This is a genomic window from Pseudomonas sp. Z1-12, from assembly GCF_051132015.1.
In the GTDB taxonomy this organism is placed as follows: domain Bacteria; phylum Pseudomonadota; class Gammaproteobacteria; order Pseudomonadales; family Pseudomonadaceae; genus Aquipseudomonas; species Aquipseudomonas zanjanensis.
This window is the reverse complement of the sequence record NZ_CP071647.1, coordinates 1,104,847-1,119,585: the sequence shown is the minus strand read 5'-3', so window position 1 is coordinate 1,119,585 and position 14,739 is coordinate 1,104,847. Positions and strand designations below refer to the sequence as shown.

The following is a 14,739-nucleotide window of genomic DNA, read 5'->3' as shown; positions in this document are numbered from 1 at the left end:
ATGCCGCGATATCTCGCCCCCTTGTTCTTGCTGTGCCTGACCGTCAACGCCTACGCCGACAGTTACATCACCCGCTTGCTGAACAAGCCGGTGCCCGGCGGTGTGGCCGTGGTGGACCTGGGCAGCGCGGCCCAGCCGCCGAAAGCCACTTACCAGGGCAAACCGGTGCTGGTGGTCAAGGAACAACAGAACTGGTTGGCGATTGTCGGCATTCCGCTGACGGTCCAGCCCGGCACCCAGCAGATCAGCAGCGCCGGCACTACCCAACCCTTCGTGGTCGGCTACAAGAAATACCCCGAGCAGCACATCACCCTGAAGAACAAGCGCCAGGTCAATCCGAACCCGGCGGATCTCAAGCGCATCGATGCCGAGCTGGCGGTGCAACTGAAGGCTTACCGCAGCTTCAGCCCGAACATCCCCAGCAACCTGTTGCTGGACAAACCGGTCAACGGTCCGTTGTCGAGCAAGTTCGGCGTGCGCCGTTTCTTCAACGGCGAAGAGCGCAACCCCCACGCCGGCCTGGACTTCGCCGTGCCCGCCGGCACGCCGATCAAGACCCCGGCCGCCGGCAAGGTGATCCTCACCGGCAATTACTTCTTCAATGGCAACACCGTATTCGTCGACCATGGCCAAGGCTTCATCAGCATGTTCTGCCACATGTCGAAGATCGACGTGAAGGTCGGCCAGCAACTGGCCCGGGGCACTGTGGTAGGCAAGGTCGGCGCCACCGGCCGGGCGACGGGGCCGCACATGCACTGGAACATCAGCTTGAATGATGCGCGGGTGGATCCGGCGATTTTTATCGGGGCGTTTCAACCCTGAGTGTTTGTGGTGAGGCTACTGGCCTCATCGCGAGCAAGCTCGCTCCCACATGGGGATCTCAGTGAACAACATTTGCAATCAACACAGATCCCCTGTGGGAGCGAGCTTGCTCGCGATGAAGGCAGTCGCATCACCGCCTCCTGCGGATTGCCAAGCTAAAAACATCGACGCAATTTCCAGGAACCTAATCCCGAACATGCGCGATTAAATCCCGCGAATCAGTTCCAAAACAGAACTTCTCCCAATTTTTTCCGACTGCTTGCAACCCCCCGTCCACGCGGTTAGGGTTGAAGGCATGAAAACCTCTCACACCCTCATCCAGCTTCGCCAGCACCGCAGCCTGTGCCTCGTCAGCGCACGACTGCCGGGCTGAATCGCGGCACCTCGTCCCGGCCGTAGAGCCACCCCCATTCGAACCACCGGCAGGCCGCCTTTTTCCGGCCACGACAATAAGGATTCCGCCCATGAGCATGCTCAAAGACCCGTCTTCGAAATACCGCGCCTTCCCGACCATCAACCTGCCGGATCGCACCTGGCCGTCGAAGACCATCACCGCCGCGCCGATCTGGTGCAGCTCCGACCTGCGCGACGGCAACCAGTCGCTGATCGAGCCGATGGACGCGGTCAAGAAGCTGCGCTTCTGGAAAACCCTGGTCGCGGTGGGCGTGAAGGAAATCGAAGCGTCGTTCCCGGCCGCCTCGCAGACCGACTTCGATTTCGTGCGCACCCTCATCGAGGAAGGTCACATCCCGGACGACACCACCATTCAGGTGCTGACCCAGGCCCGTGAAGACCTGATCGCCCGCACATTCGAATCCCTGCGTGGCGCGAAAAAAGCCATCGTGCATCTGTACAACGCCACCTGCCCGTCGTTCCGCCGCATCGTGTTCAACCAGGACAAGGAAGGCGTGAAGGAAATCGCGGTGAACGCGGCCAAGCTGTTCGTCAAATACGCCGCCCAGCAGCCGGAAACCCAGTGGCAATTCGAGTATTCACCAGAGACCTTCAGCGCCACCGAGCTGGAATTCGCCAAGGAAGTCTGCGACGCCGTGATCGAAGTGTGGAACCCGACTCCGGAGCGCAAGGTGATCCTCAACCTGCCGGCCACCGTGGAAGTCGCCACCCCGAACATCTACGCCGACCAGATCGAGTGGTTCCACCGCAACATCACCCGTCGTGACAGCGTGCTCATCAGCCTGCACACCCACAACGACCGTGGCACCGGCGTGGCCGCTACCGAGCTGGGCCTGATGGCCGGCGCCGACCGTGTCGAAGGCTGCCTGTTCGGCAACGGCGAACGCACCGGCAACGTCGACCTGGTGACCGTGGCGCTGAACCTCTACACCCAGGGCATCAACCCTGAGCTGGACTTCTCCGACATCGACGGCGTGCGCAAAGTGGTCGAGGAATGCAACCAGATCCCGGTGCACCCGCGTCATCCGTACGTCGGCGACTTGGTTCACACCGCGTTCTCGGGCTCGCACCAGGATGCGATCCGCAAAGGTTTTGCCCAGCAGAAATCGGACACGCTGTGGGAAGTGCCGTACCTGCCAATCGACCCGGCCGACATCGGTCGCAGCTACGAGGCAGTGATTCGTGTGAACAGCCAGTCGGGCAAGGGCGGCATCGCCTACCTGCTGGAGCAGGAATACGGCATCAGCCTGCCCCGCCGCATGCAGATCGAGTTCAGCCAGGTGGTGCAGCGCGAAACCGATCGCCTGGGCCTGGAAATGACCGCCCAGCAGATCCACGCCCTGCTGCAGCGTGAATACCTGCAAGCCAACACCCCGTATGCGCTGGTCAGCCATCGCCTGCAGGAAGAAAACGGCAACAGCGCCGTGGAAGTGGAAGTGGCGAGCAAGGGCCAGGGCGAGACCAACCTGCACTGGCGCGGCCGAGGCAACGGTGCCCTAGAAGCACTGGTGGCTGGCCTGCCGATTCCGGTGGAGATTATGGACTACAACGAACACGCCATCGGCGCCGGCACCAACGCCAAGGCGGCGGCGTACATCGAACTGCGAGTCAACGGCGAGCGTGCGGTGCATGGTGTGGGTATCGATGAGAACATCACCACCGCAAGCTTCAAGGCGCTGTTCAGTGCGCTGAACCGTTCGCTGAGCCAGCCAGAGGCCAAGGCGGCTTGATCCAAGGCTGAAATGCAAAAAGGCCCCGGGGTGTGAACCTCAGGGCCTTTTTTGTTTGGCTGATGGTTTTGTGCGGCCTGTCACGGCCTCATCGCGAGCAAGCTCGCTCCCACATTGGTATCTGTGTCCGCCTCAATTCCCCTGTGGGAGCGAGCTTGCTCGCGACGGCGGCCTGTCAGACAACCAAAATGTCAGGCATGGGTATCAATCGAAATAGTCATCGCCTGCAACAGCGCGGCCTGCAAGGTTTGCAAAGTCGCCTGGGTCGCCATGATCTGGGTCTGGATCGCCATGGTTTCCTGGGCTTTCTGCTCTTCATCGGCCCGGCTTTTTTGCACGCGGGCTAGCTGGGCTTGCTGCTCGGCCAGCAACTTCTGGGTCTGTTCGATCTGCTTCTTCAGTTGCTCGATGACATCGCCGGTGCCGCTGCTGCCACCCGCACCAGCGATATTCGCGCCGCTGGTGTCGACTGCCAGTTTCTTGTCTTTGTCTTCGCTGCTGTCAGTCGATGCCACTGGGCTGACTGCTTTTTCTTCTTCAGCCCCGCGGATGGAGACCTTTGGGGCCGACAATGGATAAGGGTTAACGGTGGTTGCGCTGATACTGGTCATAGGGACTCCTCCTTGGCTGACCCGTTATCGGCACCCGACAGCGTTTCTTGAGGCTGAATCGTTTCAATAAATGAATTCGAAGCGATCGGCATCCAGGTTCGCCGGAAACCGCGTGCGATACGCTGCCAGATCCGCCGCCTTCAAACACACCCTGAACAGGCCATCGGCTTCGCCAGCGCTGAGCAAGCTCTCACCCTGGAAATCCAGTACCTGGCTGTCCCCGGTGTAGGCGAAGCCCTTGCCATCGGTGCCCACACGGTTGACCGCCGCCACGTAGCACAGGTTTTCGATCGCCCGGGCCGGCAGCAGCCGATTCCAGTGCTGACGCCGCGCCCCGGGCCAGTTGGCGGTGTACAACAGCAGGTCGGTGTCCTCGGCATCACGGCTCCACGCCGGGAAGCGCAGGTCGTAGCAGATCAACGGCCGGATCCGCCAACCCTGGAGTTCGAACAGCACCTGCTGGTCACCCGGTGTGTAGTGGTTATGCTCGCCGGCCATGCGGAACAGATGGCGCTTGTCGTAATGCAGCACTTCACCGTCCGGCCGCACCCACAGCAAGCGATTGCGATGGCTGCCGTCGCTGGCCTGGATGATCACGCTACCGGTGATCACTGCGTCCAGTTTCGCCGCCTGCTCCTTGAGCCAACGGCTGGTGGGCCCGTGCTCAGGCTCCGCCAGGGTCTCGGACTCCATGGAGAAACCAGTGGTGAACATTTCCGGGAGGATGATCAGGTCAGCCCCGCGCGCCTGTTCGAGCAGCGCTTCGAAATGTTCCAGGTTGGCCTCGCGGTCATGCCAGGCCAAGGTGGTCTGGACCAGGGCAATGTCGAGGTCCGGCAACGCGCTCAAATCACGCATAGTTTTTCCGCCGCTTCGCGCAGCGTCTCCTCGCGTTTGGCAAAGCACAGGCGCACCAGACGCTGGCCTTGCGGTGGGTCCTGGTAGAAGACCGAGATCGGAATGGTCGCCACGCCGTGTTCGCGGGTCATCCACAGCGCCATGTCGACGTCATTCAGGTCCGGGCGGATCTGTGAGTAATCCACCAGTTGAAAATACGTGCCGGTTACGCGCTTGAAACTGAACCGCGACGGGGCCAGCAGATCGCAGAACAGGTCACGCTTGGCCTGGTAGAAGTCCGGCAGTTCGTCGACGTGTTCCGGATGCTCGGCCATGAAGTCCGCCAGGGCGTACTGCAACGGCGTCACGCCGCAGAAGCTGACGTACTGGTGCACCTTGCGCAGCTCCGTGGTCAGCGCCGCTGGCGCCACCACGTAGCCGGTTTTCCAGCCGGTGACGTGGTAGGTCTTGCCGAACGAACTGACGACGAAGGCGCGGCGGTACAGCTCTTCATGGGCCAGGACACTGGCATGGGCGACGCCATCGAATACCAAGTGCTCATAAACCTCGTCGCTGACCAGATAGATGTCGCGGTCGCGAATCAGCGCCGCCAATTGATCCAGTTCGGCGCGGCTGATCAGGGCGCCGCTGGGGTTGTGCGGCGAATTGAGGATGATCATGCGCGTACGCGGGCTCAAGGCCTCGCCGAGCTTCTCGAAGTCGATGGCGAAGTCATCCAGGCCCAATGGCACATGCACGCAACGCCCACCGGCCAATTGCACGGAAGGCTCGTAGCTGTCGTAGCTGGGGTCGAAGACGATCACTTCGTCACCGCTGTGGACCACCGCTGCAATGGCACAGAAAATCGCCTGGGTCGCGCCAGGGGTCACGGTGACTTCCAGGTCGGCATCGACATTGGCGCCATAGCTGCGGGCGATCTTCGCCGCGATCTGCTGGCGCAGCGCCGGCAGGCCGGTCATGGGTGAATATTGGTTGTGGCCTTGGGCGATGTGCCGACCGACCGCGTCGCGCAAGGCCTGCGGACCATCGAAATCGGGAAACCCCTGGGACAGGTTCAACGCGCCCGTCTGCGCGGCGAGCTGGGACATCTGGGTGAAAATCGTGATGCCGACGTTCGGCAACTTGCTGGTGATCATGGAGGGTCCCTGCTCTGCACCCGGCTCTGGCACGGCGCGGGAGAGCTCGAGGATAGCCCAATCGCCGGGCATGAAAAAGGGTGCCGCCAAGGGCACCCTTTTCTTGTCACCGAATCGCAGGAAAACTCTGTGGCGAGGGAGCTTGCTCCCGCTGGGCTGCGAAGCAGCCCCTGTGTTTCATCTGATGCACTGCGGTGGCAGGTACATCTTTGGGGCTGCTGCGCAGCCCAGCGGGAGCAAGCTCCCTCGCCACAACAGCGGTGCTGCGAAAGCCTGAGTCAGCGCTTGTCGCGGCGCTTCTTGTCGGCCTTCTTGTGGTGCGACATCAAGCGGCGCTTCTTGTTGACCTGGCGGTCGGTGAGCGTGTTCTTGTTGCCTTCGTACGGGTTCTCGCCGCCCTTGAACTCGATGCGGATCGGCGTGCCGACCAGCTTCAAGACACGACGGTAGGTGTTCTCCAGGTAGCGAACGTACGACTTGGGCACCTTCTCGATCTGGTTACCGTGGATCACGATAATCGGCGGGTTGGCACCGCCCAAGTGGGCGTAGCGCAGCTTGATCCGACGGTTGTTGACCATCGGTGGCGCGTGCTCGCCGACCGCATCTTCGAGGATCTGGGTCAGGCGGTTGGTCGGCCAGCGAGTGACCGCCGACTTGAACGAGTTCTGCACCGAAGCGTAGAGGTTGCCCACGCCCGTGCCGTGCAAGGCCGAGATGAAGTGGATGTCGGCGAAGTCGACGAAGAACAGCCGACGCTGGAGTTCGACTTTCACAAAGTCGCGCTCGCTCGGCGTCATGCCGTCCCACTTGTTGATCGCGATGACCAATGCACGACCGGCTTCCAGGGCGAAGCCCAGCAGGTTCAAGTCGTGGTCGACCACACCCTCGCGGGCGTCCATCACGAAGATCACCACGTTGGCGTCTTTGATCGCCTGCAGCGTCTTGACCACGGAGAACTTTTCAACTTCTTCGTGGATCTTGCCGCGCTTGCGCACACCGGCGGTGTCGATCAGCGTGTACTTCTCTTCGTTACGCTCGAAGGGAATGTAGATGCTGTCACGGGTGGTGCCGGGCTGGTCGTAGACGATGACCCGGTCTTCGCCGAGCATGCGGTTGACCAAGGTCGACTTGCCCACGTTCGGGCGGCCGATGATGGCGATCTTGATCCCGTCTTTTTCGCTCGGGCCCGGAATGCGCTTGGCTTCCTCGCCTTCGGCAACGATCTCTTCTTCGCCGTCTTCCGGCTCTTCGGCGTCGTCCTTGGGGAAACTCTCCAGGGCGATTTCCAGCATCTGGGTGATGCCGCGACCGTGGGCGCCGGCGATCGGGATCGCCTGGCCCATGCCCAACGGTGCGAACTCGGCGCGAGCCATGTCCGGGTCGATGTTGTCGACCTTGTTGGCGACCACGTAGGAACGCTTGTTACGCTTGCGCAAATGCTCGGCGATCATCTGGTCGGCGGCGGTAAAACCAGCCTTGGCGTCTACCAGGAACAGCACCACATCGGCTTCTTCGATGGCGAGCAGCGACTGCTCGGCCATTTTTTCGTCCATGCCGTGTTCATCACCGGAGATGCCGCCGGTGTCGACCAGAATATAGGTACGCCCTTGCCACTTGGCCTCACCGTATTGGCGATCACGGGTCAGACCGGACAAGTCGCCGACAATGGCGTCGCGAGTCCTGGTCAGGCGGTTGAACAAGGTGGACTTGCCGACGTTCGGTCGGCCCACCAGGGCGATTACGGGAACCATGCGGCTCTCCACTTCGTTATTTCAGAAAATACAAAAGCCGCTGCGAGGCAGCGGCTGGTGCTCGGGGGCCATTCTGTAGGAGCGAGCTTGCTCGCGATAGCGCTAGTCCAGTGACATGAGTGTCGACTGACCCAGCGTCTTCGCGAGCAAGCTCGCTCCCACAAAGTGAAGCCGCTTGGGAATTAACCCAAGCATAGTCTTACTTGATGGTCAGGGCTTCCAGTTTGCCGCTGTTGCCATACACATAGATCATGTTGCCCACCACCAGCGGACGGGCACGCAGGCCGTCGCTGTCGATGCGCTCACGGCCGACGAAACGACCGTCCACCTGGCTGAGCAGGTGCAGGTAACCTTCCAGGTCACCCACTGCGACGTAGCTGGAGAACACTTCCGGGGCCGACAGTTGACGACGGGCCAGGGAGTCGTTGCTCCACAATGCGGTGGTGGAACGCTCGTCAACGCCTTCGACGGTGCCCGAGGACAGGCTCACGTAGACGCTGCCAAAGCCCTGGGCGACACCGGCGTAGCTGGACGCATCTCGCTGCCACAGCGGACGACCGCTTTCCAGGTCCAGTGCCGCGACGCGACCCTGGTAGCTGGCGACGTACAGCGTACCGCCGGACAGCAGCAAGCCGCCGTCGATGTCGACCACACGCTCCAGTTCCGAACGACCTTGCGGGATCGCTACACGCTGTTCCCAGACCGGCACGCCGTTGGAAACATCCAGGGCCACCACTTTACCGGTCGACAAGCCAGCCACCGCCAGGCGGTTGGTAACGATCGGCGCACTGGTGCCACGCAGGGTCAGTACCGCCGGGGTGCTGTCATACAACCAGCGCTGGTTGCCAGTGGCGGCATCCAGGCCGATCAGACGGTCGTCCTGGGTCTGCACCACCACCACGTCGCCGTTGGTGGCGGGCGGTGCGAGCACTTCGCTGGTCACGCGGGCACGCCATTTCTCTTCACCGCTGCTCGCGTCCAGCGCGACGATCTCACCCTTGAGCGTGCCGATCATGACCAGGCCGTAACCCACGCCAACGGCGCCGGAAACAGGCAGTTCAAGGTCCTTTTCCCATTTGACGTCGCCGTTGGTGCGGTCCATCGCCATCACCACGCCGGTGACGTCGCCTGCATAGATGGTATCGCCGTCGATGGCCGGCACCAGCATGTTGTAGGTTTCACCCTGGCCATCGCCGATGGAACGGCTCCACTGCTTCTGCAGCACGACTTCTTCTTTGAAGTCGGTCAGTTCGGCCGGCGGCAGTTCTTTCTTGCTGTTGCTGCTGCAACCCGCGGCCAGAATGGCCAGGGCCAGCAATGCTGCATGTTTCCAACGAATCACGTCACGCATCCCCTTTGGCCAGGTCGTCCAGCTTGATTTGCAGGCCACCGACCGCGGCTTCATCCGACAGCGCAGCCTTGGCTTTTTGGTAGGCCGCATGGGCCTCATCGGCACGACCCAGCTGTACCAGCAGGTCGCCCTTGAGTTCTTCTCGGGTCGCCAGGAACGCCTTGTCGGCCTCGCCGTCGAGCAGCTTCAAGGCGTCTTCGGCCTTGTTCTGCGCCGCCAGCACCTGCGCCAGGCGCTGACGCGCCACTTCGCCCAGGGTCGGGTTGACCGGCTTGTCGACGATGGCTTTCAGCTCGGTGGCCGCGTCGTCCAGCTTGCCGCTGTCCACCGCCACCTTGGCCACGAACAGGCGACCGTATTGGGCGTAGGCAGTGCCGCCGAATTCCTTGTCCAGCTTGCCGGCCAGGTCGGCCACGCGGGCCGCGTCAGGCTTGCCGTCCGGAGTCAGGGTGGTTTCCAGCAATTGCTGGTAGAGCACCGAGGCGCCTTGCGACTGGTTGCTCTGGTATTTCTGGTAGGCCTGCCAGCCGAACACGATGACCAGCGCCAACAGGCCGCCAGTGACCAGCGGCTTGCCGTTGCGCGTCCACCAGTCCTTCAAATCCGCCAGCTGTTCATCTTCGGTACTCGACACCCCAATACTCCTCAATCGCTAAATCGGCTGTTTGACAGCTTCAACCCTGCACGACGCAGGTGGCCAGGTGCGCAGCAAGCGCATCCCAGGCAATGCTTTGTTGTTCGCCCTGGCCACGCAGGGGTTTGAAACCTACCACTTGTTGGGCCAGTTCGTCGTCACCGAGGATCAGTGCGTACAGCGCACCGCTCTTGTCGGCCTTCTTGAATTGGCTCTTGAAGCTGCCGGCGCCGGCGTTGATCTGCAGGCGCAGGTTGGGCAACTGGTCACGGATCCGCTCGCTCAGGGCCAGGGCGGCCAGTTCGGCGGCCTCGCCAAAGGCGCACAGGTAGACGTCGACCTGACGGGACAGCTCTTCGGGCACTTTATCCAGCGCCTCAAGCATCAGCACCAGACGCTCGATGCCCATGGCAAAGCCCACGCCCGGGGTCGGCTTGCCGCCCATCTGCTCCACCAGCCCGTCGTAGCGGCCACCGGCACAGACGGTGCCCTGGGCGCCGAGCTTGTCGGTGACCCACTCGAAGACGGTCTTGCTGTAGTAATCCAGGCCACGGACCAACTTGGGGTTGATCACGTAGGGAATGCCCACGGCGTCGAGGCGTGCCTTCAGCCCCTCGAAGTGCGCACGGGACTCGTCGTCGAGGTAGTCGGCCATTTTCGGCGCGTCCACCAGGATCGCTTGGGTCTCGGCGTTCTTGGTGTCGAGCACGCGCAGTGGATTGGTCTTCAGGCGGCGCTGGCTGTCTTCGTCCAGCTTGTCGAGGTGGGCGGACAGAAACTCCACCAACGCTTCACGATAGCGGCCACGGGACTCGCTGGTACCCAGGCTGTTGAGCTCGAGCTTGACCGCGTCACGCAGCCCCAGCTCGCCCCACAGGCGCCAGGTCATGACGATCAGCTCGGCGTCGATGTCCGGGCCGTCGAGGTTGAACACTTCGAGGCCGATCTGGTGGAACTGGCGGTAACGGCCTTTCTGCGGGCGCTCGTGACGGAACATCGGGCCGATGTACCAGAGTTTCTGCACCTGGCCGCCGCCGGTGATGCCGTGTTCGAGCACCGCCCGCACGCAGGCCGCCGTGCCTTCGGGGCGCAGGGTCAGGGAATCGCCGTTGCGGTCGTCGAAGGTGTACATCTCTTTTTCGACGATGTCGGTCACTTCACCGATGGAGCGCTTGAACAGCTCGGTGAACTCGACGATCGGCATGCGGATCTGCCGGTAACCGTAGTTATCCAGCAGGCGCGCCACGGTGCCCTCGAAATAGCGCCACAGGGGCGTCTGCTCGGGCAGGATGTCGTTCATGCCACGAATGGCTTGCAGAGACTTGCTCACGTGTATTCCTTAATCCTTCGACTTAACCGCGCGCGATGACCGCTGCGTCGGCTTCGACCTTTTCGGCCGCTTTCTGGCGAATCAGCCGTTCCAGCTCATCCACCAGATTGTCATTCGTCAGTTTCTGCGACGGCTTGCCGTCGATGTAAATCAGGTTCGGCGTACCGCCCGTCAGGCCGATATGGGCCTCCTTGGCTTCACCCGGCCCGTTGACCACGCAACCGATCACCGCGACATCCAGCGGCACCAGCAGGTCTTCAAGGCGCCCTTCCAGTTCGTTCATGGTCTTGACCACATCGAAGTTCTGCCGCGAGCAACTCGGGCAGGCGATGAAGTTGATGCCACGGGAACGCAGGTGCAGGGACTTGAGAATGTCGTAGCCGACTTTCACTTCCTCGACCGGGTCAGCCGCCAACGAGATGCGGATGGTATCGCCAATTCCTTCGGCGAGCAGCATACCGAGGCCGACGGCGGATTTCACCGTGCCCGAACGCAACCCACCGGCCTCGGTGATGCCCAGGTGCAGCGGCTGGACGATTTCCTTGGCCAGCAGACGGTAGGCTTCGACGGCCATGAACACGTCGGACGCCTTCACGCTGACCTTGAAGTCCTGGAAGTTCAGGCGTTCGAGGTGCTCTACATGGCGCAGCGCCGATTCCACCAGCGCCGCCGGGGTCGGTTCGCCGTATTTCTTTTGCAGGTCTTTTTCCAGGGAACCGGCGTTCACGCCGATACGGATCGGGATGCCCCGGTCGCGCGCGGCATCCACCACGGCACGCACACGGTCTTCGCGACCGATGTTGCCCGGGTTGATGCGCAGGCAATCGACGCCCAACTCGGCCACGCGCAAGGCAATGCGGTAGTCGAAGTGGATGTCGGCGACCAGGGGGACCTTGACCAGTTGCTTGATCTTGCCGAACGCCTCGGCGGCGTCCATGTCCGGCACCGATACCCGCACGATGTCGACACCTGCGGCTTCCAGGCGGTTGATCTGGGCGACCGTGGCGGCCACGTCATTGGTGTCGCTGTTGGTCATGCTCTGCACAGCGATTGGCGCATCGCCGCCCACGGGCACGTTACCGACCCAGATTTTCCGGGATTCGCGACGCTTGATTGGAGATTCGCCGTGCATGACTTATTGACCCAACTTCAGGCGAGCGGTCTCGCCACTGGTGAACGGAGCGATGTCGACTGGCTGGCCGTTGTAGCTGACCTGCGCGCCACGGGCATAACCCAGGCGTACGGCAAACGGCGGCCTGCCGTTGACGGCCGTGCTGTCGCCCTTGCGCTTCAGGCCACTGAACAGCACCTTGCCGTTGCCGTCGGTGATTTGCGTCCAGCAGTCGGCAGTGAACTGGATTTGTACCTGGCCGTCACCGGGTGCAGGCGCCGGGGCCGCTGGGGTTGCAGGAGCAGCCGGTACGCTCGGAGCCGCAACGGTTGGCGCTGGCGTGGCGGGAACCGGCGCTGGAGCCGCCGGTGCGGCGGGAGCAGCCGGCACGCTGCCAGCGTGGGCCGGCGCGGTCGGTGCGGCCGGCGCAGGAGCTGGCGCCGGAGCGGATGGCACGGTCGGCTCGGCGCCAGCGGTAGCATCGGCTTCGCCGTTATCCTGGCCTTGAGGCAACGCCAGGGCGGTTTCGCCTTCGGCCTGGCCTTCGACAACCGCCTGGTCTTCCGGCTCGTCCAATGGATGGATCTGGGTGGTGCCGTCAGCGCCCTCGACTTCGACGTGCTCGGGGTTCATGGCGACCGGCTCCTTGTTGCGCAAGGAAGCCTGGTCCTGCCACCAGACAAAACCGCCACCGATCACCGCAATCAGCAGCAACAGGCTGACGATTCGCAAAATAGTGTGGGAAACGCGAACCGGCTCCTCGATGCGCCCCAGGCTGTGCACGTTGCTGCCCTGGGCATCGGAACCGGTGTATTGATCGAATTGCTGGACCAGTACGGTCTGGTCCATGCCGAGAAGCTTGGCATAGGCGCGGATATAGCCGCGGGCGAAGGTGTGCCCAGGCAGTTTGTCGAACGCGCCCGCTTCCAGATTGCCCAGGGAAGCCACGGTGAGATTGAGCTTGAGGGCCACTTCGGCCAGCGACCAACCATTGCTTTCGCGGGCTTGACGCAGGGTCTCACCGGGATTTACGCGAGTCGCTGCTACAACTTCGGGATGCGCCGCTTTCATCATTGCTCCGACAGGTATTGCTGATATTCCGGCGTACCGGGATAGAGTCTTTTGAGTTGCAAGCCGTAGCTTGCAGCTTTGTCGCGATCTTCAAACACATGTGCCAGCCGAACGCCGAGCAATAGACTACGTGCATTTTGCTCACTCAGCAGGCTAAAACGCTCGTAGTAGTCACGCGCGGGCACATAATGCCTGTCTTCGTAGGACAACTCAGCCATTTCCAGCAGCGCCCGCGGTTGCTGGCGATTGAGCCGTAGCGCCTTTTCCAACTGCTGGCGGGCCAGGTCACGCTGGCCGAGCTGCGCGGCGGTCATGCCGAGGTTTTCGAACACCCGCGAACGCTCAGGGTAAAGGGTATCGGCGGCGGCCTGCTCGAAGCGCTCGTAGGCTTCCTTGTAGCGTTTCTGCTCGAAAAGAAAGCTGCCGTAGTTGTTCAGGATCCGTGCGTCTTGCGGCCGGCCAGACAGCGCCTTGCGAAAATGCTGGTCGGCCAGTTCCGGCTCCATCTCGGCCTGGAACACCAGGGCCAGGGCCGCGTTGGCATCCGGGTCGGAATCGTCCAGCTCCAGGGCTTTCTTGAGCGGTACCTTGGCCCGTTCGGTCATGCCCTGCTGCAGGTAGCCGATGCCCAGTTGCACATAGGCCACACGTGCCTCATCGCGCCCTTTGCTGGTCTTCATCGGGTTGTAGTCACCCGACAGGACGCAACCGGAACAAAGGCCGGCCAACAGCAAAACGAGCGCGAAGCGCAGGGACATAGAGATCCTCTCTTAGTGACTGTTCGCAGCGTTTTGCACCGCATCGTCCGCGGCGTTCAACTCACGCACGGCAATGTAGCGTTCGCTGCGACGGGTGCGATCCAGCACCTGTCCTACCAATTGGCCACAGGCGGCGTCGATGTCTTCGCCGCGGGTGGTGCGCACGGTGACGTTGAAGCCAGCGTGGTGAAGCTGATCCTGGAAGCGACGAATCGCGTTGTTGCTCGGACGCTCGTACCCGGAATGCGGGAACGGGTTGAACGGGATCAGGTTGATCTTGCACGGGATGTTCTTGAGCAGCTCGATCATCTCGACCGCATGTTCGACCTTGTCGTTCACATCCTTGAGCAGCGTGTACTCGATGGTCAGCACGCGCTTTTCGCCCAGGGACGACATGTAGCGCTGGCACGACTCGAGCAGCATCTTAAGCGGGTATTTCTTGTTGATCGGCACCAATTGGTTACGCAATGCGTCATTGGGTGCGTGTAGCGACAACGCCAGGGAGACGTCGATGTGCTTGGCCAGCTCATCGATCATCGGCACCACGCCGGAGGTGGACAGGGTCACGCGGCGCTTGGAAATGCCGTAGCCCAGGTCATCCATCATCAGGTGCATGGCGGAAACGACGTTGTCGAAGTTCAGCAGCGGCTCACCCATGCCCATCATCACCACGTTGGTGATGGCACGGTCGACGGTCGCCGGGACGCTGCCAAAGGATTTGTTGGCAATCCACACCTGGCCGATCACTTCGGCGGCGGTGAGGTTGCTATTGAAGCCTTGCTTGCCGGTGGAGCAGAAACTGCAATCCAGGGCACAGCCTGCCTGGGACGAAACGCACAAGGTGCCGCGCTTGCCCTGGGGAATGTAGACGGTCTCGACGCAGCTGCCGGACGCCACGCGCACCACCCACTTACGGGTGCCGTCGCTGGAGATGTCCTCGCTGACCACTTCGGGGCCGCGAATCTCGGCAACGGTCTTGAGCTTCTCGCGCAGGGCCTTGCCGACATTCGTCATGGCGTCGAAGTCGTCGACGCCAAAGTGGTGAATCCATTTCATCACCTGACCGGCACGGAAACGCTTCTCCCCGATCGAGTCGAAGAATTTCTCCATTTCCGGCTGGGTCAGCCCCAGCAGATTGGTTTTAACAGTCGATGTAGTCATG

13 protein-coding genes are annotated in these 14,739 nt (G+C 62.0%); 2 read left to right on the top strand and 11 right to left on the bottom strand.

Annotated features, from left to right (window positions below; all coding sequences use genetic code 11):
- Complete coding sequence (locus J3P85_RS04820; RefSeq protein ID WP_434705071.1) at positions 1-822, top strand: peptidoglycan DD-metalloendopeptidase family protein; 822 nt, start codon at positions 1-3, stop codon at positions 820-822.
- Between the two features lie 464 nt (positions 823-1,286).
- Positions 1,287-2,966: a 2-isopropylmalate synthase gene (gene leuA, locus J3P85_RS04815; RefSeq protein WP_053118643.1), complete on the top strand. Its 1,680-nt coding sequence runs from the start codon at positions 1,287-1,289 to the stop codon at positions 2,964-2,966.
- 191 nt (positions 2,967-3,157) lie between these two features.
- On the opposite strand, the gene J3P85_RS04810 is transcribed toward leuA, so the two are convergent.
- The 11 genes from J3P85_RS04810 to rlmN form a co-directional block, all read right to left on the bottom strand.
- Entirely contained in the window at positions 3,158-3,577 is a 420-nt protein-coding gene (locus J3P85_RS04810; RefSeq protein WP_207966513.1) for a hypothetical protein, read from the bottom strand.
- A 63-nt stretch (positions 3,578-3,640) separates the two neighbouring features.
- Positions 3,641-4,435, bottom strand: coding sequence for an amidohydrolase (locus J3P85_RS04805; RefSeq protein ID WP_434705070.1), 795 nt, complete (start codon positions 4,433-4,435; stop codon positions 3,641-3,643).
- Positions 4,423-5,571 carry a pyridoxal phosphate-dependent aminotransferase gene (locus tag J3P85_RS04800; RefSeq protein ID WP_434705069.1) on the bottom strand — a complete coding sequence of 383 codons (1,149 nt, stop codon included), beginning with the start codon at positions 5,569-5,571 and terminating at the stop codon, positions 4,423-4,425. Before J3P85_RS04800 ends, J3P85_RS04805 begins: the two co-directional genes overlap by 13 nt.
- 278 nt (positions 5,572-5,849) lie before the next feature.
- Positions 5,850-7,322, bottom strand: coding sequence for a ribosome biogenesis GTPase Der (gene der / locus J3P85_RS04795; protein ID WP_003185121.1), 1,473 nt, complete (start codon positions 7,320-7,322; stop codon positions 5,850-5,852).
- Positions 7,323-7,521: 199 nt separating this feature from the next.
- Positions 7,522-8,673 carry an outer membrane protein assembly factor BamB gene (bamB, locus tag J3P85_RS04790; protein ID WP_122568804.1) on the bottom strand — a complete coding sequence of 384 codons (1,152 nt, stop codon included), beginning with the start codon at positions 8,671-8,673 and terminating at the stop codon, positions 7,522-7,524.
- Entirely contained in the window at positions 8,666-9,307 is a 642-nt protein-coding gene (locus J3P85_RS04785) for a YfgM family protein (RefSeq protein ID WP_434705068.1), read from the bottom strand. Before J3P85_RS04785 ends, bamB begins: the two co-directional genes overlap by 8 nt.
- A 40-nt stretch (positions 9,308-9,347) precedes the next feature.
- Positions 9,348-10,637, bottom strand: a complete 1,290-nt coding sequence (hisS, locus tag J3P85_RS04780; protein ID WP_250964530.1) for a histidine--tRNA ligase — start codon at positions 10,635-10,637, stop codon at positions 9,348-9,350.
- Between the two features lie 22 nt (positions 10,638-10,659).
- Positions 10,660-11,769, bottom strand: a complete 1,110-nt coding sequence (ispG, locus tag J3P85_RS04775) for a flavodoxin-dependent (E)-4-hydroxy-3-methylbut-2-enyl-diphosphate synthase (RefSeq protein ID WP_003185136.1) — start codon at positions 11,767-11,769, stop codon at positions 10,660-10,662.
- A 3-nt stretch (positions 11,770-11,772) separates the two neighbouring features.
- Complete coding sequence (locus tag J3P85_RS04770; RefSeq protein WP_434705066.1) at positions 11,773-12,819, bottom strand: RodZ domain-containing protein; 1,047 nt, start codon at positions 12,817-12,819, stop codon at positions 11,773-11,775.
- Positions 12,819-13,577, bottom strand: coding sequence for a type IV pilus biogenesis/stability protein PilW (gene pilW / locus J3P85_RS04765; RefSeq protein WP_053118628.1), 759 nt, complete (start codon positions 13,575-13,577; stop codon positions 12,819-12,821). Before pilW ends, J3P85_RS04770 begins: the two co-directional genes overlap by 1 nt.
- Before the next feature lie 12 nt (positions 13,578-13,589).
- Positions 13,590-14,738: a 23S rRNA (adenine(2503)-C(2))-methyltransferase RlmN gene (rlmN, locus tag J3P85_RS04760; protein WP_434705065.1), complete on the bottom strand. Its 1,149-nt coding sequence runs from the start codon at positions 14,736-14,738 to the stop codon at positions 13,590-13,592.
- Between the last annotated feature and the right edge of the window lies 1 nt (position 14,739).